Here is a 22,003-nt window from a genome sequence, read left to right as displayed (position 1 = left end):
TTTGACGAGCTGAAAACTGCCATGAAAAACATGCAGCAAAAGCCGGATAAACAATAAAACCCGGAGGCTGACTGCTTTCCGGTCTGCCTCTGATCCTATCCTCCCTCATCCTGATACCCTTTTCACCCGCTATTGCACTGGCTTTTTATTTTGCCTATTTTGTTAGCAAGATATTATTAGCCACTAATGAAAAAGATACTATTTATTGCCCTGTTGGCAGGCGGCTCCACGTACGCGCAACAAAAACTTCCCTTACAGCTCTGGTACAAACAGCCCGCCACCAAATGGATGGAAGCCCTGCCTATAGGCAACGGCCGCCTCGGCGCTATGGTGTACAGCCATCCGCAATCCGAAACCATCCAGGTCAACGAGGAAAGCCTCTGGGCCGGTGTCCATTACAACGATGCCAACCCTAACAGCCTTCGTGTACTCGACTCCGTAAGGCAGCTCCTCTTTGCCGGTAAAAACGCGGAAGCCGTCCAACTCGCCCGGCCGAATATGATCGCCGTCAACGCGGAAAATTCCCATACGCTCCTGCGCAACTTCCGCTCCTATCAAACGTTCATGAACGTGAACCTGCTGCATAGCGTTAAGGAATACACGAACTATAAAAGAGAACTGGACCTCACTACCGGCGTGGTTACGAGCCGTTACAGCAGTAACGGCGTCACCTACACGCAACAGGCTTTCGCATCTGCCCCGGCTAATAAAATATTTATAAAACTCAGTGCCAGCAAAGCTGGCGCCATCAACACCACGGTATTCCTCACCCGCCCGGACGATAGCAAAGGCGCCAACAACCAGTATAAGGACTGCTCCACCCGTACGGACGGTACCCGCCGCATCCTCCTCACCGGGCAAATCGAAGATAAAGACCCGAACCAGGGGCCGGAAGGTAAGCATATGCGATTCGCCGGCGCCGTCACGGTTATCAACGAAGGCGGCCGCATCAACGCCCAGGCGGACAGCCTGAAGATTACCAACGCCACGGCCGTCCTCCTCGTGGTGGATGCCGCTACGAACTACGATTTCCAGCATCTCTCCTTCAACGATGCCGTAAATCCCGCAGACCTCCTGGATAAAGCGCCACTGCCCGCCTACGCCCAACTCCTGGCCGACCATGTAAAGGACCATGCCGCCCTCATGAACCGAGTGCAGTTCCACCTCGCCGGCGATGCGCAAAACCTCCCTACGGACGAGCGCTTGAAAAAAGTACAGGCAGGCGCCTACGATCCATACCTCACCACGCTGCTGTTCCAATACGGCAGGTACCTGCTCATCGGCTCCTCCCGCGCGCCGGGCAAGCTGCCGGCCAACCTGCAGGGCATCTGGAATAATCATATCAACGCGCCCTGGCAGTCGGACTTCCATACCAACATCAACCTCCAGATGAACTACTGGCAGGCGGAAACCGGCAACCTCCCGGAAACCGTGTCCCCGCTGGTGAACTTCATCAATAACATCATTCCGGAAGGCGCCATCACCGCCGCCAAAATGTACGGCGCCCGCGGCTGGACGCTCCACCACGCCACGGACGCCTTCGGGAAAACCGGCCTGCAAAACGAATTGCACTACGGTACCTTCCCAATGGGCACCACGTGGACGCTCCTGCATTACTGGGACCATTACGATTATAACCGCAGCCTCCCGTTCCTGGCGGATACGGCTTTTCCGGCCATGGCATCCCATGCCCGCTTCATCAAAGATTTCCTCGTGAAAAGCCCGGAAGGCTACCTGGTAACTGCCCCGGCTTATTCCCCGGAAAATTCCTTCATCGACCCCAATACCGGCAAAGGGCAGTCGCTGACCTACGGCCCCACCATGGATAACCAGATAATACGCGAGTTCCTCACCCGCTATATAACGGCCGCACATATACTGAAACGGGACGCCGCCTTTGCGGACACGATGCAGCAGGTCATCCGCCAGCTGCCGCCTACCCGCCTCGGGAAGGACGGCCGCATCATGGAGTGGATCAAAGATTATGAGGAAGCGGAACCCGGCCACCGGCACATCTCCCACCTGTTTGGCCTCTATCCCGGCACGCAGATAAACCCGCATACGCCGGAACTCTACAACGGCGCCCGCAAAACGCTGGAATACCGCCTCTCTCACGGTGGCGGCCACACGGGCTGGTCCCGCGCGTGGATCATTAATTTCTACGCCCGCCTGCACGAGGGGGAAAAGGTCTTCGAAAACATCCAGGCCCTGTTTAAAAAATCCATCTACAGCAACCTGTTCGACGATCATCCGCCGTTCCAGATAGATGGCAACTTCGGCAGCGCCGCCGGCATGACGGAAGCCCTCCTCCAAAGCGAAGACGGCAACATCGAGCTCCTGCCCGCCCTGCCCGCCGCCTGGGCTACCGGCAGCATCAGTGGCATAAAGGCCCGCGGAGGTTACGAAATTACCATGGCATGGCAAAACCATCAGTTGAAATCAGCGAGCCTCAGGAGCGCAAACGGCGGCAGGGTAACGGTCACGTATAAAGGAAGATCCGTGACGGTGAATCCCGCCAAAGGCCAGACAGTAGCGCTCAATGGTATCATTCAGTAAATGATATGGGTATCAAATGTTGCATTTTTTGTTAATGACCTTTGATATGTGCCGGAAAATGATAGTTTTGAAGCCGCAAAAAACCGCAGAATTTTTACTGCGGTTTTTACTTTTTAACACGCAGGTAAGGGTAAAATTTACATTTAAATTGCTAAATTGTTCCGCTATTTATTTTAACAACCACGTTTGAACGTTATGAATCACACTCTTCGCGGTATGGACTACCTTGTTTTCCTGGTCTACTTCATCATTGTAGCGGGTTATGGGTATTACATCTACAAAAAGAAAAAGAAAGCCACTACAGACTCGAAAGACTTTTTCCTGGCGGAAGGATCTCTTACCTGGTGGGCAATCGGCGCTTCCCTGATTGCATCTAACATCTCAGCCGAGCAGTTCATCGGTATGTCCGGAAACGGATTCAATATCGGGCTCGCTATTTCTACCTACGAATGGATGGCAGCAGCAACCCTCATTGTGGTGGCTGTATTCTTCCTGCCCATCTACCTCAAGAACAAGATTTACACCATGCCCCAGTTCCTGGAGCAGCGGTATAACCAAACGGTGGCCACCATCATGGCCGTCTTCTGGCTATTGCTGTACGTGGTGGTAAACCTGACGTCTATCCTCTATCTCGGAGCCCTGGCCATTACTACCATCTCCGGTATCAACTTCTACGTCTGCATGGTGTGCCTGGCGGTATTTGCCATCATCATCACGCTGGGCGGTATGAAGGTGATCGGTTATACGGACGTAATCCAGGTGTTCTTCCTCATCCTCGGCGGCCTCGCTACCACTTACCTGGCGCTGCAACTGGTGTCCAAACAGTTTGGCGGGGAAGGCGTACTCAACGGTTTCAAACTGATGACCCAACACGCCAACGATCATTTCCACATGATCATCCGCAAGGATAATCCCAAATACCTCGACCTGCCCGGCCTCAGCGTGCTGGTAGGCGGTATGTGGATCGTAAACCTGAACTATTGGGGTTGTAACCAGTACATCACGCAACGCGCGCTGGGCGCGGACCTGAAAACCGCCCGCAATGGTTTGCTCTTCGCAGGTTTCCTCAAACTCCTCATGCCTATCATCGTGGTATTGCCGGGTATCGCAGCCTACGTGCTGTGGAAGGAAGGCCAGTTCCAGACAGAAATGATGAAAGATGGTAGCCTGAACGCGGATAACGCTTACCCGGTACTGTTAAACCTCCTGCCTACCGGTCTGAAAGGCTTGTCCTTCGCCGCGCTGACAGCCGCTGTGGTGGCCTCCCTGGCAGGTAAAGCCAACAGTATCTCCACCATCTTCACCCTGGATATTTATAAAAAGATCTTCAATAAAGAAGCCGATGAAAAGAAGATTGTAAACGTTGGCCGCGCCGCCGTGGTAATCACCATGCTGATCGCCATCATCATTTCCAACTTCCTCGGTATCGATAAAAAAGGCGGATTCCAGTTCATCCAGGAATACACCGGTTTCGTATCCCCGGGCGTATTCGCGATGTTCGCACTGGGCTTCTTCTGGAAGCGTACTACTTCCGGCGCTGCCCTGTTTGCGATGATCGGCGGTTTGCTGCTGTCCTTCTTCTTCAAATTCCTGCCGAACTTCGCGGACCTCGAGTCCCTCAACAGTATCGGCTGGGCCATCCTGAACCCGGATTCAGGCCGCTTCGAAATGGCATTCCTCGACCGTATGGGCCTCGTGTTTGTCATCTGCGTAATCGGTATGATCATCATTACCCTGGCTGATCCGAAGAGCGCTAACAACCCGAAAGGACTGGCCATCGACGCAAGTATGTTCAAGCCATCCGTTGGCTTTACCGTTGGAGCAGTATTGATCTGCGGTATCCTGATGGCGCTCTACACCGTTTACTGGTAGTAGTTTTTTTTATAGAGAGAGATATAACTTCGCAGGGGTTGTATCAAACGTTACTTCCGAAAAAGTTCAGCGCCACGTGCGATCCGCCCCGTTGCCGCCTTAGGCAGCGGGGCCTCCGGAAAACGCTTTGATACGCCCTCCCGGAAGTCTGTTGCCCATCCCAAATAATAAGATATGTACTTTATAGGCTACGATATTGGATCTTCATCAATTAAAGCCGCATTACTGGATGCCGAAAGTGGTAAATGCCTGGCCAGCGCCATCAGCCCTTCCCGGGAAATGCCCATGCAGGTGCTGCACGCCGGCTGGGCAGAGCAGGACCCTGAAAGCTGGTGGCAGGAAGTGGTCAACGCCACTAAAATCCTTCAACAACAGGCGGCCTTCGAACCCGCTTCCGTAAAAGGCATCGGCATCGCCTACCAGATGCACGGATTGGTATGCGTGGACAGAAACCAGCAGGTATTACGCCCGGCAATTATCTGGTGCGATTCCCGCGCCGTGGAAATCGGCCGCCAGGCGTTCGGCCAGCTGGGAGAGCAATACTGTCTTACCCACCTGCTCAACTCCCCCGGCAACTTCACCGCCTCCAAACTGCGTTGGGTAAAGGAAAACGAACCGCACGTCTACGAACGTATTCATAAAGTAATGCTCCCCGGTGATTTCATCGGCATGAAGCTTACCGGCAACGCCTGCACGACGGCCTCCGGCCTGTCCGAAGGCACCTTCTGGGACTTTACCGCCCAGGGCATCGCCGTCAACCTCCTGGAGCATTATGAGATCGACGCCGCACTGCTGTCCGATGTAGTGCCTACGTTTGGCCACCAGGGCAGCCTGACGCCAACGGCAGCGGCTACGCTGGGCCTGGCCGCCGGCACCCCGGTGACCTACCGCGCCGGCGACCAGCCCAACAACGCTTTCTCCCTCAACGTGCTGCAACCCGGCGAAGCGGCTACCACCGCAGGTACTTCCGGCGTGGTGTACGCCGTAACGGACCAGCATGCCTACGACCACCAGAGCAGGGTCAACACCTTCGTGCATGTCAACAACCAGCCCGGCAACGTACGCAACGGCGTGCTGATGTGCCTCAATGGTACCGGCATCGCCAACAGCTGGCTGAAATCCGTAGTAGGGGAGCTCAGCTACCCGCAGATGAACGAGCTGGCAGCCACCGCGCCCATCGGCTCCGCCGGGTTACAGGTATTCCCCTTCGGCAACGGCGCGGAAAGGATCCTCACCAATATGCGTGTAGGCGCCACCGTGAACCAGCTGGATTTTAACCTTCACAGCCGGGAGCATATGCTGCGCGCCGTGCAGGAAGGCATCGTGTTCGGATTGAATTACGGGATGGACATCATGGCGGAAATGGGTTCCGCCATTCAACGCGTGCGCGCCGGACAGGCAAACATGTTCCTCAGCCCGCTCTTCCGCGAAGCGTTTGCCAATACGGCCAATGTAGTCATAGAATTATACAATACAGACGGCGCCCAGGGCGCCGCCCGCGGCGCAGCCGTAGGAGCAGGCCATCACACGCTGGCCACCGCCTTCCACGGAATGGAATGCCTGGCCGTTATCGAACCGCAGGCCAAACTGCAGGCACAATACCGCGAAGCTTACGGCCATTGGCTGTATGCCCTTAAACAACGCCTCTCCCTTGGGGAACTGGCGGATAATAAGTAATCCTAAATTTAACATAGTTATGAGCATTACACTTGGAAACCAGGAATACTTCAAAGGGATCGGTAAGATCAAGTTTGAAGGACCTCAGTCAGACAACCCGCTGGCATACCGTTATTACGACGAAAACAGGATAATTGCAGGTAAATCCATGAAGGAATTATTCCGTTTTGCCGTTTCTTACTGGCATACCTTCTGCGGCACTGGCGGGGATCCGTTTGGTCCTGGTACTAAAAACTTCCCATGGCTCGTTGCCTCCGATGCAGTTCAAAGCGCAAAGGATAAAATGGACGCAGCCTTCGAATTCATCACTAAAATGGGCTTGCCTTACTATTGCTTCCACGATGTGGACCTGATAGATGAAGGCGCTAACGTAGCCGAATACGAAAGCCGTATGCAGCAGATCGTGGCATACGCGAAGGAAAAACAGGCGGCCAGCGGCGTGAAACTGCTCTGGGGTACTGCCAACGTATTCAGCAACCCGCGCTATATGAACGGCGCCGCTACCAACCCCGACTTCGCAGTGGTAGCCTACGCCGGCGCACAGGTGAAAAACTCCCTGGATGCCACCATCGCGCTGGGCGGTGAAAACTACGTGTTCTGGGGCGGCCGCGAAGGTTATATGACCCTGCTGAACACCAATATGAAACGCGAACAGGAACACCTGGCGCGCTTCCTGGGCATGGCCCGCGACTATGCGCGTAAACAGGGCTTCAAAGGCACATTCTTCATCGAGCCTAAACCGGCCGAGCCTACCAAGCACCAGTACGATTTCGATAGCGCCACTGTAATCGGTTTCCTCCGCCAGTACGGACTGGATAAGGATTTCAAACTCAATATCGAAGTAAACCACGCCACCCTCGCCGGCCACACCTTCCAGCACGAGCTGCAGGTAGCTGCGGACGCCGGTATGCTGGGCAGCATCGATGCCAACCGCGGCGATGCGCAGAACGGCTGGGATACCGACCAGTTCCCGACCAACCTCAATGAGCTGATCGAAAGTATGCTCATCATCCTCGAAGCCGGCGGCTTTGCAGGCGGCGGCGTTAACTTCGACGCTAAAACACGTCGTAACTCCACCGACCTGGAAGATATCTTCCACGCGCACATCGGCGGTATCGATACCTTCGCAAGAGCGGCCATCATCGCGGAAAAAGTGCTGAACAATACGCCGTATAAACAATTCCGTAAAGACCGTTACGCTTCTTTCGACAGCGGTAAAGGCCAGGAATTTGAAGCCGGTAAACTCACCCTGGAAGACCTGCGCAACTTTGCCGCAGCCAATGGTGAGCCTAAACAGATCAGCGGTCGTCAGGAATGGCTGGAAAATATAATCAATAACGCCATCTGATTTTTTTGACTATTTTGTATGCAAAAAAACAGGAACAATGAGATTTAGTTTGCTTTCATTCCAGGAAGGTGGTTTTGATATTGTGGCATTGACAGACGGAAAAACCGGTACAACCGTGGAAATTATTCCGGCGCACGGCGCTTTATTGCATGCTTTTAAGGTGAAGCAGGGGAATAGTACCCTCAACCTGATCGACAGCTATAAGGATACGGCCGATATGCAGCAGGATCTGAAAAACAGCTTCAAGAATGTAAAACTAAGTCCATACGCCTGCCGGATCAAGGACGCCAGCTATAGCTTTAACGGTAAAGCCTATACGCTGGAGAAAACCATCGCTCCCGGCAACGCTATCCATGGCCTGCTGTACAACGCTCCGTTCAAAGTAACGGCGCAGGAGGCGGACGATACAAAGGCGGCTGTTACCCTTGCATACAGCTATAGCCAGGAAGATGCAGGATACCCGTTCGCGTATGATTGCACGGCCACCTACACCCTGCACCCGGATAATACCCTGCAGATCACCACTACCGTAACCAGTAAAAGCGATACGGTAATGCCCCTGATGGATGGCTGGCACCCTTACTTTTCTACCGGCACGCCGGTGGATCAGCTGGTGCTGACCTTCGCTTCCAAACAAATTGTAGAATTTGATGAGAAGCTGATCCCCACAGGGAAAGTCCTGCCTTTTACCGAGTTCAGAACCGGCAAAGGCCTGAAAGGAGTGGAGCTGGATAATTCCTTCGTCCTGGATTTTAGCGCTTCCCAGCCGCTGGCCGTGTTGCGCGATCCGGTGAAGAATATCAGCATCAGCTTCTATCCTTCAGAGCAGTATCCGATCCTGCAGGTGTACATCCCGCCGCATCGCAAAAGTATCGCGATCGAAAACCTGAGCGGCGCGCCCAACGCGTTCAACAACGGTTTGGGCCTCGTAGAGCTGGCCCCTGGCGCATCGCAGCGGTTTGATACCCGCATTAAGGCGACAGTTTAAACGCGCAAATTTACTTGCCATAAAAAATCCTTCCGGTCGGCAGACTGGAAGGATTTTTGTTTTCATAAAACTGTAATATTGTAAAGCGATATGCCTGAACATAAGGAGGAATTGATCTGTTGATTGGAGTAGATAACCGTCAGGATGTAAAAAATAAAAAAGATATGAAGCAAATTGCCCGCATTTTAGCCTTAGGCTGTATGCTGTTATTGACCATGCAGTTCGTGCAGGCGCAGGTAGTGGTAACTGGCGTCGTTTCCGATACGAACAGGCTGGTACTACCGTACGCTACGGTAACCAACCTGACCACCGGCAAGCATTCCATTACCGACCAGGGAGGGTATTACCGGATCAATGCCTCCCGGGGCGACAGGCTGACCGTTACCTTCGTTGGCTATAACTCCGATACCGTGCTGGTAACCGCCGCTTCAGGCACGCAGACCATCAATATACGGATGACCGTTACCGGCAAATTTCTCAAAGGGGTGGACATCAGCGCCCAATATACCCCGTACCAGCTCGATTCCATCGCCCGCCGGGAACAATATGGCTACCTGCTGGACCTGCCAAATAAGCCGCTCGCCGGGGGGAATACGCCAGAGGGCGCCGGGATAGTCTTCAGCCCGATTACCCGCTTCTCCAAAAAAGAAAAACAAAAACGCCAGTTTAAACAGAACTACGAGAAAATGGAGCAGGAAAAGTATATCGATTCCCGTTATACGCCGGCATTGGTTAGCCGGGTAACCGGTTTGTCAGGCGACTCCCTGCAACACTTTATGCGTGATAACTATCCTTCATATGAAACCATGCGCAGCCTCGGCAACAACGACCTGCTGTACTGGATCACAGATAAATACAAAAACTGGAAAAAGAAATAACGCCACCGGCTACAGGATAAAAAAGGAAAGGGTGATCAATGGAGAATTGATCACCCTTGTCATTTTTGGGGTTAGACCGTACAATGAGGATTTTTGGGGGTAACAAACTGTGTTAACTAATAGTATTAGTCGGCGGATGAAAGAGGAGGTAAACAGGATTGGTGAAATTTTTTTTACGTATATTAGTTTTCTCCAATTCTTTATTTATTAACCTCTATGATACCCATAACCGTAAATAGTAGCAGGGACGCGGAGATCCTTGCAGGCTTACAGATGGGCGGCCCCGCAAGACGTTCTTTTGAAGAACTGCTCTATACTTCATTTTACTACCTCACCCGGGAGGGCGAACGGAAGTACAATCTCAGTACGGACGATAGCGCCAGCGCCTATTCCGATGCCGTGATCGCGGTGATAGACAATGTGGTAGCCGGCCGGTTTGAAAGCCGCGCCTCTCTCAAAACTTATATTTCCCAGATTTTTTATAATAAATGTGTTGACCTCAGGCGAAAAAACACGACCAATAAAGAGCGGGTACATCATACTTCCGACCTGGACGCGATGCTGCTGCTTTTGCCGGACAATGCGCGCAACGCTGTCCAGCAGCTGATAGACAACAACAACCGCGCATTGCTGCGCCGGAAGCTGGCTGAAATCGGCGAAAAATGCAGGGAATTGCTGCTCCTGTTTGAAGATGGTTACCCCGATCGTGAAATAGCTGCCATGCTGCATTATAACTCCGCCGAGGTGGTGAAAGTGAGCAGAAGACGGTGCCTTGATAAATTAAGGGAAAAAATGCCTGGTTATGAATGAGCAATTGCATTATATCGATGATTACTTCACCGGGGCGCTGGGGCCGGAAGAGAAAGCCGCGTTTGAACAGCGCTGCGCTACGGATGAAGATTTTGCCCGGTCGGTAGCGTTTTACCTCACTGCAAGAACGGCCATTAAAGACCAGCTGCGGGAAAATAAAACCGCCGCTTTCAACGCAATAGCCCCACGGATACCGGCTACACGCCCCATCTGGCATTACCTGGCCGTGGCCGCCGCCGTGCTGGTACTGGTAGTGGCAGGATGGTGGTTGTACCAGCGCCCGCCGGCGCCATCCACGCTGGCAGCGGATTACATCCAAACGGAGCTGCACCGGCTCAGCACAACCATGAGCAGTGAGGGCGACAGCCTCCAAACCGGTATCGCCGCCTATAATAAAGGCGATTACCAAACGGCGGAAAAGATTTTCAGCACCCTGACGAACCGCGCATCTGTAAAAACAGATGCCATCAAATACCTTGGCATCGTGTACCTTGTTACCAACCGGTACGACAAGGCCATCACACAGTTCGACCTGCTCATACAGGAACCGCTGTACGCCAACCCCGGACCATTTTACAAAGCCCTGGCATTGTTACGACGCGCAACCCCTGAAGACCTCCCGCTCGCCAAAGAATTATTACTGGAAGTTAAAAACAAACAGCTGCCCGGCAGTAAGTACGCCGCCGAATGGCTGAACAAACTTTAAACATGAAACCTCGTAATCTGCTGTTGCTACTCCTGCTCATTGTAATCCTCCTTGTGCTGTTCCTGCTTCGCCGCTGTAAGGACCCCCATCCCGCTGGTAAAATTACCCGTACGGATAGCGCCTACGCCTCCCCGCCGTACCGCAAAAACCAGCTGGTACTGATCTTTAAACACCCGCCCACCGAACAGGAGCGCGCCCGCATTAAGGACAGTATGGAGCGATACGGCATCGAAACCTCCGAGATAAAAGTCACTGCATGCCCCAACTGTAAGGACATGCCGGTAGAGCTCTGGCACGCGCCGGGCATAGAAACCTACGTTTTTGCGGACCCCGTGCGGGGCGGTACCACCACCGGCGCCGGTTCACAAGGACAAGGAGAGGATTCCACTTCTTACTATTCGCCGAATTTCATCTTCCAGGGGCCGCCGGACCAGGATGGCAGACCAACTGCCGGCATTTCAAAACTGGTGTCCCGCAGGTTCGTCAGCAACGGGCAGCCGATTCGTGTAGCCATACTCGATACCGGCCTCGATGATGCCCTGCTGAACACCGGCTATACCTGGAAAAATCCTGCAGAAATACCCGGCAATCAAACCGATGATGACGCCAACTGCCTGAAAGACGACGTGGCAGGATGGAACTTCGTGGGCAATAACGCCGATATCCGGGACGATCATCCCGGCCGCCATGGCAGCCACATTGCACTGTTCATTATGAACGAGTTCCAGCGCGACAGCGCCAACGCCTTGCAGCTGATGATCCTCAAAACGCATGATGAAAAAGCGCAGGGCGACCTGTTCAACTCCATGTGCGCCATCAGTTATGCCGCCAGCCACGATGCGAAAATCATCAACGCATCCTGGGGCTATTACTCCGGCTACAAATCATCGCCGTACCGGCCGCTGGATTCCATGATCACCCGGGTGCTGGCAGATAAAGGCATCCTCTTCATTACCTCCGCCGGCAACCGGATGCCCCCTGCGGACGATAGCGCACGCAAACGCGGCCTCACCGAAGCGGAGCTGCGGGACCTCACCAAACACCAGATGTACCCGGCCTGCTTCAACAACCCGGCTACCAACATTATCGTGGCCACTACCGTCAACGATACCATGGTGAGCCCTACGCAAAACTTTGCCGACCGCTATGTGGACATCGGGGTGAAAGCGGATAGCATGGAGAACGGCGTGCAGCTCTTCCGGGTGCCGCTCGTGCTCAGCAATAATTACATCACAGGGTCCTCCTTTGCTACCGCCATCGTCACCGGCCGCATCGCCGCCCTATGCCCGCTGACGATGTACCAGCAGCACCCGGTTAAAAAAGAAACATTCCTGGCTTACCCGGGTATCCATGCGCAGTACAACAGTGTGATCGGCGCAAAGAAACAGGTAGCGGGAGGCAGGTATATAACGCATAACTAAACGTAAGTTTATAAGGAAAAACGGCTTACATACCACCCGGTTGATCCTCAGGCAGCTGCTGTTATGCAGCTGCCTGGCCTGTTATTTTCACGCCCCGGCGCAATGCCCGGACCGGCCAGCCCTGATGCAGGCGGTCATCGCCATAGAACAAAGCGCAGCGGATAACACCAGCAAGCTGCATCAGCTGGATTCGCTGCTGGCCATACAAAAACGCTGCTACAAGGTGAAGGACAGCGTTTATGCCCGCATTGTACACCGCATGGGTAACATCTACCACCTGGAACAATCCTGGGATAACGCCATCGCCTATACGAAGGATGCCATCGCGGTGAACAGCACGGCAAAAGACCGCCAGGAGCCCTTCCTGGTGAACAGCTATTTCAACCTCGGGCTGTTTTACGATAAGCTGTACCTCTACGAGGAATCCTATCATTATTTCGACAGCTGCATCCTCCTGGGCATCCGCTTCCCGGAGAAGACGGCCATCGCCCTGCTGGCCTTTGAAAGGTCGGCCTTTTCCCTCTACAACAACGGGCAGTACCAGCAGGCGAAAAACATTTCAGAATTAGGCATCCGCGTGGCCCACAGCATGGGGGACACCCTCTCGGAAATAGCGCTGCTGGCGCAGAAGGCCCAGGCTATGGTCGCGCTGGACGATACCGCTGCCGCCGGCGGCATCCGCAAGGCCATCAGCATGCTCACGCCCGGTACGCCGGAGGCCTACAGGATCGTCTGCTACACCGTTTACGCCGCCGTCTGCGGTAAGCGCAGGCAGGAAAAGGAAGCCGTGAAGTGGTACCGGCAGGTGCTGCGCTGGAACGAGGCTGCCGCGCGCTGGAACGAGTGCGCAAGGAACACCCTGGACCTCGGTAATTTCTATCTCGATATACGCCAGCCTGCGCAGGCCATGACCTGCTACCGGCAAGGCATTCAATATGCCCTTAAATCCGCCGACCCCTACGCGCTGGCCGGCGTGTACAACAACATCGGCTCCGCCTGCTGGAACCTGAAGCAATACCGGGAAGCCCTGGCCCATTATCAGCGGGGCCTGAATATTTTGCCCATCGGCTTTAAGGATTCCTCGCTGACCGCTAATCCGGGTTATGCGCAACTCCGGCATGTGAATAATAACTATTTCGTGTACACGCTGTTGAGCAACAAGGCGGAATCCCTGCTGGAATTATTCCGCAGCACAGGGCAGCCCCAATGGGGCAAAGCGGCCCTGCAAACCTTTATGGTGGCTGATTTGTCGGTAGACCTTATGCGCTGGAAGCAATACGGGGAGCCGGTGCAATTGTACTGGCGCAACCGTACCCGTAAGATGTATGCACAGGCGATAGAAACCAGCTACCTGCTCGGCGATGCGAATGCGGCCTGCCATTTTTTTGAAAAAAGCCGCGCCGTATTGCTCAACGACAAGCTCAACGAACTGGGCGCCCGCCGGCTGTTGCCCGCCGCCGCAGCAGCGGAAGAGCAGCAACTACGGGTACGCATCAACGCTGTGCAGCAGCAAGTGGAAGCCCGGGCGCCCGGCACGGCGGCCTACGAAGAGGCCTCCCGGCAGCTCTTCCGGGAGGAGAAGGCGCTGGAAAGGTTTATTGCAGGCCTGGAAAGGCGGCATCCCGGCTATTACCGGTACAAGTACGATACCAGCGCCGCCACACCCGCGCTGATACGGGAGCATATACTGGCGGCGGACCAGGCGCTGCTGAGCTATTTTATGGCAGACAGTTTTGCCTATGTGCTGCAGGTGGCAAAGGAAGGAACGCGATTGTACAAACTGCCCTATACCAAACAGGATCTGGAAGCCTGGCTGGATTTACTGGACCAGCCGGCGTTTACCACAACGGCGTATAACCGTTACCGTAAGTTGTCCTACGCCGTGTACCGGCAATTATTCGCCCCCCTGCAGCTCCGCGCCGGCAGGGTGATTATTTCAGGCGATGAATATTTTATCCCCTTTGAAGCCTTGCTGACGGATACTACGGCCGCCAACAACTACCTCTTACGCCGCCATGCCTTTAGTTACACCTATGCTGCCGGCTCCCTGTTAAAGCAACAGCGGCCCGTTGCCAGGGCGTTTTATCGCTTCCTGGGCGTGGCGCCGGAGGAATATGCTGCCGGCATGCAGTTGCAGCCGCTTCCCGGCGCAGCGGCTTCCGTAGGCAGGATCCGGCGGAATTACCGGCGCGGCCGGGTGCTCACCGGCCCGCAGGCAAACAGGCAGCATTTTTTGGCCCAGCTGCCCCGCAGCAATGTAGTGCAACTGTACACCCACGCCAGCGCGGCAGGCGCGGAGCCGGTACTGTACCTGGCTGACACCAGTTTGCGCTTGCCTGAAATCGGGTTGTTGGAAGATACCGTTACCTCGCTGATCATACTTTCCTCCTGCGAATCCGGCGCCGGTAAGCTGGCCCGCGGGGAAGGCGTGTTGAGTTTGGGCAGGGCCTTCAGTATGGCCGGCATCCCCGCGGTCATTACCTCCTTATGGAAAATTGATAACAAGGCTACCTACGATCTGACGGAGAAGCTGCACGATGCCCTGGCCGGCGGGCTGCCTAAAGATGTGGCCTTGCAGCAGGCCCGGCTGCAGTACCTCGCCCAGCAGGAGATGGATCGCCAGCTGCCTTATTACTGGGCATCCGCCGTATTGATAGGGGATGCCGCCGCCGTTACCCACCCCGCCGCCAGCCGCTTCCCGTATGGCTATGTGTTGACAGGCCTGTTCTTCCTCGCGCTGATCATCCTGCTGGTGCGTAAATATTTTTAAATTTTTTGTTTCCCTGCGGCCTGTGAATGCCGACCAATAGTTTGGTGAATACTATTTCAATACCCCAAATTATACTACAATGGCAAACTCAAATTTCTCCCCCAAAAGTGCCGTACTGGAAACCGTAGCAAACAATTTTGTGAATGGCGGCTTTTATCCTAATCCGGAAGACCCCGGACCATGGCCATGGCCTATCGGCCCTGTGGTACGCAAATACGGCGTACTGGGTTTGGCAGCGTTGCACAACCCTGCCATCTGGGACGTGATTATTCCGCATGGCCCGGTGCAAACCACGGCAGGCTCCTCCAAGGAAATTTTCGCGAAAGCGGTAGCTGCCGAGGCGGTGGCCCATGCGCAGCAGCTGGCTGCTTCCCATGAAGGCGGCGCCGGCGCGGACGGCAGGTTTATCACCCAGCTGACGGATGAACTGTGCCCCCGCAGGGTCACCATTAAAATTCCGAAGCCCAAAGGCCCGTTCGATGAAACCGTGCTGTTTGTCATCGGCAAGGAATTTAAAGTAGCGGCGGCCGGCCTGGAAAAAGGCGAGCTGAAATCCTCCCTGGAAGCGGCTTCCCAGCGCTTCTTCGATGCGGCGACTACTATTTACGCAGGTTAATCATTTTAAACCCCCTTGATCATGAAAAAGTATGTAACCCTGGCCATCACCGTGATGGCGCTGGCAGCCCTGTTTGTAGCATGTAAAAAAGGAGATACCGGCCCGGCGGGCCCTCCGGGTACTTCTAATGTACAGTATTCCGAATGGCAGGCCACCACTGCCTGGCGTCTATCGTCTACTTCTGCCGGAGCCGGCAAAAGAACCTACTATTTTGATATTGCGGAAGCAAAGGTGACGCAGGAAATCCTGGATCACGGAACAGTGCTGGTATTCATGCAGTTTGTTTCCGATCCGGATAGCGCCGGCATTGTGAAGCAGTTACCCAGCATTTATTATAACCTGGGCGGCGCGGCCACGCAATACCGTTTTCAGCATGGCCTGTTCCCCGGGAAGATCCGGATCATTTGCGATGTGATACCTGACGGTATTCCTGCCAATAACAACAAGGTCCGTTACCTGGTCATCCCCGGCGGCGTGTCCGTAACTGCCACTGCCAGGGCGATGGCGCCAGATTACAGCCGTATGAGTTACGAGGAAATCTGCCGGGTATTCCACCTGAGGCCTTAGCCGGCGGTGTTGCTGTAAAACGGTGTTGCTGTAAAATCAAAAAGGTATATAAACGAAAAAGTCCCGCAACAAAGCAGGACCTTTTCGTTTATTTTTCATTTTCTCAGTTATACACGTATTAGTTGTAGACTTTTACGAGGTACACAAATTCTTCTACTTTTTTGATCTGGTCTACCCGGCTGAGGCCTTCCAGTTTGCTTTTATGCGCCCATTCCTTTTTGGACTGCTTGTCTTTCGGCATTTCGTCCAGGAGGCGTTTCAGGTGGGCGGATTTCACGGCGAAGGCGATACCGTCCGAGGTGGTTTGTTTGCCGGTGATGATACCTACGATATCGCCTTTGGCATCGAGGAGGGGGCCGCCGCTGTTGCCCGGGTTAACGGGGATGGATACCTGGTAAGCCGTGGTATCGCCGTTGAAGCCGGTTTTAGCGGAGATGTAACCTTTACCATACACAATTTCATCCCGCGGGTAACCCATGGTGAAAACTTCTTCGCCGAGGGTGATGCTTTGCGGTTTGAGGGCGTAGGGCAGCGGTTGACTTTTAAAGGTGCTGTCGGCGATTTTGAGTACCGCCAGGTCGCTGGAGATGTCTTCAAACACGCTGACCGCCTTATAGGCCTCGCCTTTGGTATTTTGCACGTAGATGGAATCAGCGCCCGCCACTACGTGGAGGTTGGTCACGATGTACCCGTTGCCGGATACCGCGAAGCCCGTACCGCCGTAGGTGCCGGGGTTGACCGGCGCTTTATTCTTGTCTTTGATATCGTTGATGATGGCGTTCTGGGAGCGCTGGATGTTGTTCAGCACCCGGCGAACGTCCTCATACTGTGCGGTGGATTTATTGCGGCTGCTGTTCTGTATGATGGCGATGGTAGACAGGGATGTTACCAGCGCGATACAGGCGGCTGCCGCCAGGTTGGCGATGGTGCGGCGGCGTATCCGTGCCCGTTTTTCGGCCTGGTTGGCTTCATGAACGGTGTTGCGGATGGCCGGCATATCCAGTTGTTCGTGGATGCGGTCCATCTGTGCCTGCAGGTCCTTCCGTTTGCCGAGGTGTTCCAGTTCCTGGATGAGGAGCCGGTGTTCTTCCACCTGGCGGTTGATTACCGGGTTGGTTCTGCGCAGTTCATCAAAGGCAGCCTTCTCCTGCACGGTCATTTCCCCCTCGAGGTAACGCTCAATTTCACTGATGAGAAACATTTCTTCTTTCATGGCTGCTGCTTATAATGATGTATTGTATTTATCGAAAAACATTTTCTTGAGTCGCATGAGGCACTTGTACTTTTGGTTTTTGGCGTTTTCCGAACTGGTGTAGCCAAATTTTTCCGCTATTTCCTGCATGGAAAGTTTATGCAGGTAATAATCTTCCAAAATCGTTTTGCAAGGTTGCCCCAGGCTGTCCATAGCTTTTTCCATTATGCGGAACTGTTCGTCCTTCGCCTCATGGTCGTCCACAATCTCTTCGGCCGGGATGATCTCCTCCAGTTCGCTGGGGAGGGCGTACAGGCCGTGATTGCCTTGCAGTTTTTTCAGCCAGAGGTGGCGGCAAACAGAATACAGGAAAGTTTTCAGGCGGCTGGTGAGCGTAAAGTCCCCTTTACATGCCTTTTCATATAATATAATGATGGCTTCCTGGAATACGTCCTTCGCGTCGTCTTCGGTTCCGTTATGCTGCAAAATCATGCGTAAAACAACCGGAAAATTATCTGAATAGATGATTTCCAATGACTTACCATCACTTTTTGCCAACCCCAGCAATAAATCCCTGTCTTTAGCTATGTCTTGAATTTGCTTCACTCTTAATACAATTAAAAGGCTTTTGGTAACCCAAAGTACCGAAAAAAAAATTTTTTAAAACAGTGGGTTACCTTTTGGGTGATCCCGGTATAAAGGTTAAATCATTCAAAAAACATCCTAAATTATTGTACAATGAAGAACGTAATCAAATTTGGTTTCCTGGTAGCCGCTTTCGGTATTTTCGCTGTTGCTTGTGGTGGTAACGCTGAACAAAAAGCTGTAGATTCTACTGCTACTGAAGCTACTCAAGCTATTGACTCTGCTGCTAACGCTGCTAACGCTGCTGTTGCCGCTACTGCTGATTCTGCGAAAGCTGCTGTTGACTCAGCTGCTGCTGCTGCAGTTGACACTGCTGCAAAACACTAATTTTGCAACACAACGCATATTATAATAAGCCGCTCCGGACTACCGGGGCGGTTTTTTTATTTAGGGACGTCCGGGGAAGGTAATGCCCATGGCGGCTCGTGAGCCCCGGCTGCCGGCCCGGCGCCAGGGAGGTGTGAACGTTTGTTTTTTTTAGGGGAGAAAATAAATCTTTCCCCAAAATAATCATACGTCCGTTGCATAAGCGCCCTTTGCCATATGCCAAACTCCTGCCCGCCGCGATACGCATTATTCCCTCCGTAAACCCGGGTATTTTTTAATCAATCTGCTGATTTACCCTTTGTTACCCCGCCCCGGTTTCCCCTTTTTTAGATATTGTTCAAAAAAATAAGCTTGTTGTTGAAATAATTGTATTTTTCCAGTGATGGTATTGGATAATTAAAATCCAGTTGTATTTTTGTTTCACAATTCAAAAAGAAATGACTTTACAAACGACTTTTGGTTTTTTTGGCTTTTATTATTTCTGGTACCAGGAATAGGGAGGTCGTTTGTAAACTGGAATAAAAGAAACTACAAAAGGGCCTCCCGAAAAACGGGGGGCCTTTTTAATTTTAGCAATAAGTATTATATGTCAAAATTCACAACGTACTTTTTTTATTATTTCTCTTACTTCTTTTATGCGAAGAAGCCGGGGACTCGTTTGCAATAACTGAACTTTACATATAACAAGTTTTAAGCAAAGGGTCCCGTTGTCGGGGCCCTTTCTGTTTCAGGTAACTAGTTGCTACAACAACTAAAAAAATATAAAAATCAATTCATTAAACATGAAAATTGCGATACAGGGGTTTGAAGGATGTTTCCACCAGGTGGCTGCTCAGTCTTATTTCGGGAAAAATACCGGGATAGAATGTTGCGCATCCTTCGCGGAGCTGGTCAAAAAAGTAAAATCCCAGCCCGACGTAGACGCGGGCATCATGGCCATCGAAAACTCCATCGCCGGCAGCATCTTACCCAACTACAGCCTCATTAAAAACTCAGGGTTGCATGTAACGGGCGAAATCTACCTGCAGATCAATCAACACCTGATGGTTTTACCGGGGCAAACCATGGAGGATATCCGGGAAGTTCACTCACATCCCATGGCGCTGTTGCAGTGTATGGACTTCCTCGAAAAATACCCCCACATCAAACTGGTAGAAACAGAAGATACCGCCCTCAGCGCCAAACATGTTCGCAGCAAAAAGTTGAAATCTACCGCGGCCATCGCCGGCAAACTGGCAGCCGAAATATTTGAACTCGATATCATCGCTCCAAATATTCACACCAACAAAAACAACTATACCAGGTTCCTGGCCGTATCAAAGAAACCGGTAGCCACCGCGCCGGATGCCAACAAAGCTTCGGTCTATTTCCAAACCAGCCACGAAAGAGGCAGCCTCGCAGCAGTACTTACCAGGATTGCCAACGCAGGGATCAACTTATCCAAACTGCAGTCTTTCCCCATCCCGGCCAAAGTATGGAACTATTACTTCCACGCTGATATGGAATTCGAAAACCTGGAAAGTTTCCAGACTGCGCTGAAAGATATTGAACAACATACCGAACACCTCAAAGTGCTGGGTATCTATAAAAAAGGTAAAACTCATTAAGCTGATTATATGCAGATACAGGTAGCTAAAAGATTACAAGGCACGGAAGAATACTACTTCTCAAAGAAGCTGCGCGAAATAGAGCAGATGAACCAGGAAGGCCCGAAGGTAATCAACCTCGGCATCGGCAGTCCGGACCTCCCTCCGCATCCCTCCGTGGTAGAAGCGCTGCACGCCAATGCAGCCCTTCCCAACACGCACGCTTACCAGGGTTATAAAGGCATTCCCGCGCTCCGTAAAGCCATGGCCGACTGGTACCATCGCTTCTACCATGTTACGCTCAACCCCGATACGGAAGTGCTGCCCCTGATCGGTTCCAAGGAAGGCATCATGCACATCTGCATGACCTACCTGCAATCCGGCGATGAAGCGCTGGTGCCGAACCCGGGCTACCCAACCTACCGCTCTGCCGTTAATCTCAGTGGCGCTACCGTACGCGATTATGACCTGACGGCCGAAAATAACTGGCTGCCTGACCTCGACGCACTCGCTAAGACAGACCTGAGCAAAGTGAAGCTGATGTGGGTGAACTACCCGAATATGCCAACCGGCGCCAAAGCTACCCGCGAATTCGCCAAAAAGCTGATCGCATTCGGTAAAGCGCATAACATCCTTATCTGCCACGATAACCCGTACAGCTTCATCCTCAACGATGAGCCGGTGAGCCTGCTCCAGGAAGAAGGCGCGATGGACGTGGTGCTGGAATTAAACTCCCTCAGCAAATCTTCCAACATGGCCGGATGGCGTGTAGGCATGCTCGTGGGTAAAGCGGAATTCCTCAACGAAGTGCTGCGCTTCAAAAGCAATATGGACTCCGGTATGTTCCAGCCCCTGCAAATGGCCGCTGTGAAAGCGCTGGAGCTGGGTAAGGACTGGTACGATTCCCTGAACAATATTTACCGTGCACGCAGGGAGAAAGTATTCCAGCTGCTGGATATGCTGCACTGCGCGTATGATAAGAACCAGGTAGGTATGTTCGTGTGGGCGAAGATCCCGGCTGACTACCAAACCGGTTATGAGCTGAGCGACAAAGTACTCTACGACGCGCGCGTGTTCATTACTCCCGGCGGGATCTTCGGCAGTAACGGTAACGGCTATATCCGTGTGAGTCTTTGCCAGGACGTGAAAGTTTTTGACGAAGCCATTTCAAGAATTCAAACAGCCATCAATAAATAATACGATGATAGCAACAGTAATAGGAACGGGTCTTATCGGCGGCTCACTGGCCATCTCCCTGAAGGAAAAGGGAGTAGCGCAGCATGTCATCGGTGTGGATCAGTCGGCCGCGCATTTGGAGCGCGCCAAAGAACTGGGCATCATCGACGAGGCGGCTACGCTGGACGAGGCCCTCGAACGTACCGATCTGATCATCCTGGCCATCCCGGTAGACGGGTTGTTGAAACTCCTCCCGCAGATCATGGACAAAGTGAAGCCAGGACAGGTAATTATGGATGTGGGTTCCACTAAAAACATCATACTGCAACTCGTTGCCGGTCATCCCAACAGGGGGCGCTTTGTAGCGGCCCACCCGATGGCCGGCACGGAGTATTCCGGGCCCGATGCCGCTGTGAAGAACCTCTTCACGAACAAAACCATCGTGCTGTGCGATGTAAAAAACAGTGATGAAGACGCCCTGGAAATGATTGAGAATATGGTAGACCAGTTGCAGATGCGCATCGTATATATGAATGCGGAAGAGCATGACTTGCACACGGCTTATATTTCACACATTTCCCACATTACTTCCTTTGCACTGGCGCTGACGGTGTTAAAGAAGGAAAAGGAGCAGGGCCGGATATTTGAACTGGCAAGCGGTGGTTTTGAGTCGACCGTACGCTTGGCCAAAAGCTCTCCGGACATGTGGGTGCCTATCTTCAAACATAACCGCAACAATGTGCTGGACGTGCTGGAAGAACATATCCACCAGCTGGAACAGATGAAAACATTGCTGGAAGAAGAAGATTACGACACCATCTACAAACTCATTCAGAAATCAAATAAGATCAGGAAAATCCTGAAATAA

General features: G+C 52.9%; 18 protein-coding genes. 16 read left to right on the top strand and 2 right to left on the bottom strand.

Annotated features, from left to right (window positions below; genetic code table 11):
* Window positions 1–186 precede the first annotated feature (186 nt).
* The 12 genes from BOC67_RS24000 (at window position 187) to BOC67_RS23945 (ending at window position 16,209) form a co-directional block, all read left to right on the top strand.
* Window positions 187–2,556 carry a glycoside hydrolase family 95 protein gene (locus BOC67_RS24000; protein ID WP_291914568.1) on the top strand — a complete coding sequence of 790 codons (2,370 nt, stop codon included), beginning with the start codon at window positions 187–189 and terminating at the stop codon, window positions 2,554–2,556.
* A 195-nt stretch (window positions 2,557–2,751) separates the two neighbouring features.
* Entirely contained in the window at window positions 2,752–4,428 is a 1,677-nt protein-coding gene (locus tag BOC67_RS23995) for a sodium/sugar symporter (protein WP_291914567.1), read from the top strand.
* Window positions 4,429–4,602: 174 nt separating this feature from the next.
* Window positions 4,603–6,105 (top strand): FGGY family carbohydrate kinase, encoded by a 1,503-nt coding sequence (locus BOC67_RS23990; RefSeq protein ID WP_291914564.1) that lies wholly within the window; start codon window positions 4,603–4,605, stop codon window positions 6,103–6,105.
* A gap of 19 nt (window positions 6,106–6,124) precedes the next feature.
* On the top strand, window positions 6,125–7,453 hold the full coding sequence (xylA, locus tag BOC67_RS23985; RefSeq protein WP_291914562.1) for a xylose isomerase: 1,329 nt from the start codon (window positions 6,125–6,127) through the stop codon (window positions 7,451–7,453).
* Between the two features lie 37 nt (window positions 7,454–7,490).
* Window positions 7,491–8,441 carry an aldose 1-epimerase gene (locus BOC67_RS23980; protein ID WP_291914560.1) on the top strand — a complete coding sequence of 317 codons (951 nt, stop codon included), beginning with the start codon at window positions 7,491–7,493 and terminating at the stop codon, window positions 8,439–8,441.
* A 164-nt stretch (window positions 8,442–8,605) separates the two neighbouring features.
* Window positions 8,606–9,319 (top strand): carboxypeptidase-like regulatory domain-containing protein, encoded by a 714-nt coding sequence (locus BOC67_RS23975; RefSeq protein WP_291914558.1) that lies wholly within the window; start codon window positions 8,606–8,608, stop codon window positions 9,317–9,319.
* Between the two features lie 216 nt (window positions 9,320–9,535).
* Window positions 9,536–10,129 carry a sigma-70 family RNA polymerase sigma factor gene (locus BOC67_RS23970; RefSeq protein ID WP_291914556.1) on the top strand — a complete coding sequence of 198 codons (594 nt, stop codon included), beginning with the start codon at window positions 9,536–9,538 and terminating at the stop codon, window positions 10,127–10,129.
* Complete coding sequence (locus BOC67_RS23965; protein ID WP_291914555.1) at window positions 10,122–10,835, top strand: hypothetical protein; 714 nt, start codon at window positions 10,122–10,124, stop codon at window positions 10,833–10,835. The genes BOC67_RS23970 and BOC67_RS23965 overlap by 8 nt, the downstream gene beginning before the upstream one ends.
* Before the next feature lie 2 nt (window positions 10,836–10,837).
* Complete coding sequence (locus tag BOC67_RS23960) at window positions 10,838–12,256, top strand: S8 family serine peptidase (RefSeq protein ID WP_291914553.1); 1,419 nt, start codon at window positions 10,838–10,840, stop codon at window positions 12,254–12,256.
* A 40-nt stretch (window positions 12,257–12,296) separates the two neighbouring features.
* Window positions 12,297–15,026: a CHAT domain-containing protein gene (locus tag BOC67_RS23955; protein ID WP_291914551.1), complete on the top strand. Its 2,730-nt coding sequence runs from the start codon at window positions 12,297–12,299 to the stop codon at window positions 15,024–15,026.
* Window positions 15,027–15,105: 79 nt separating this feature from the next.
* Window positions 15,106–15,642 carry a hypothetical protein gene (locus BOC67_RS23950; protein WP_291914549.1) on the top strand — a complete coding sequence of 179 codons (537 nt, stop codon included), beginning with the start codon at window positions 15,106–15,108 and terminating at the stop codon, window positions 15,640–15,642.
* A gap of 21 nt (window positions 15,643–15,663) precedes the next feature.
* Complete coding sequence (locus BOC67_RS23945; protein WP_291914546.1) at window positions 15,664–16,209, top strand: hypothetical protein; 546 nt, start codon at window positions 15,664–15,666, stop codon at window positions 16,207–16,209.
* A 118-nt stretch (window positions 16,210–16,327) separates the two neighbouring features.
* On the opposite strand, the gene BOC67_RS23940 is transcribed toward BOC67_RS23945, so the two are convergent.
* Window positions 16,328–17,422, bottom strand: a complete 1,095-nt coding sequence (locus tag BOC67_RS23940; protein WP_291914544.1) for a serine protease — start codon at window positions 17,420–17,422, stop codon at window positions 16,328–16,330.
* 9 nt (window positions 17,423–17,431) lie between these two features.
* Window positions 17,432–18,007, bottom strand: a complete 576-nt coding sequence (locus tag BOC67_RS23935; RefSeq protein WP_291914542.1) for a sigma-70 family RNA polymerase sigma factor — start codon at window positions 18,005–18,007, stop codon at window positions 17,432–17,434.
* A 132-nt stretch (window positions 18,008–18,139) separates the two neighbouring features.
* Here BOC67_RS23935 and BOC67_RS23930 point away from each other — a divergent pair, with 132 nt between their 5' ends.
* The 4 genes from BOC67_RS23930 to BOC67_RS23915 all read left to right on the top strand — a co-directional run bounded on the left by BOC67_RS23930 (window position 18,140) and on the right by BOC67_RS23915 (window position 22,003).
* On the top strand, window positions 18,140–18,373 hold the full coding sequence (locus BOC67_RS23930) for a hypothetical protein (RefSeq protein ID WP_291914540.1): 234 nt from the start codon (window positions 18,140–18,142) through the stop codon (window positions 18,371–18,373).
* A 782-nt stretch (window positions 18,374–19,155) separates the two neighbouring features.
* Window positions 19,156–19,980, top strand: coding sequence for a prephenate dehydratase (locus BOC67_RS23925; protein WP_291914539.1), 825 nt, complete (start codon window positions 19,156–19,158; stop codon window positions 19,978–19,980).
* A 9-nt stretch (window positions 19,981–19,989) separates the two neighbouring features.
* Window positions 19,990–21,156 carry an aminotransferase class I/II-fold pyridoxal phosphate-dependent enzyme gene (locus BOC67_RS23920; protein ID WP_291914538.1) on the top strand — a complete coding sequence of 389 codons (1,167 nt, stop codon included), beginning with the start codon at window positions 19,990–19,992 and terminating at the stop codon, window positions 21,154–21,156.
* A 4-nt stretch (window positions 21,157–21,160) separates the two neighbouring features.
* A complete protein-coding gene (locus tag BOC67_RS23915) occupies window positions 21,161–22,003 on the top strand; it encodes a prephenate dehydrogenase (protein WP_291914537.1) in 843 nt (280 codons plus the stop codon).

Origin of the sequence: Chitinophaga sp. CB10 (genome assembly GCA_001870995.2) — a bacterium.
Taxonomy (GTDB): domain Bacteria; phylum Bacteroidota; class Bacteroidia; order Chitinophagales; family Chitinophagaceae; genus Chitinophaga.
This window is presented reverse-complemented; position numbering and strand designations above follow the sequence as displayed.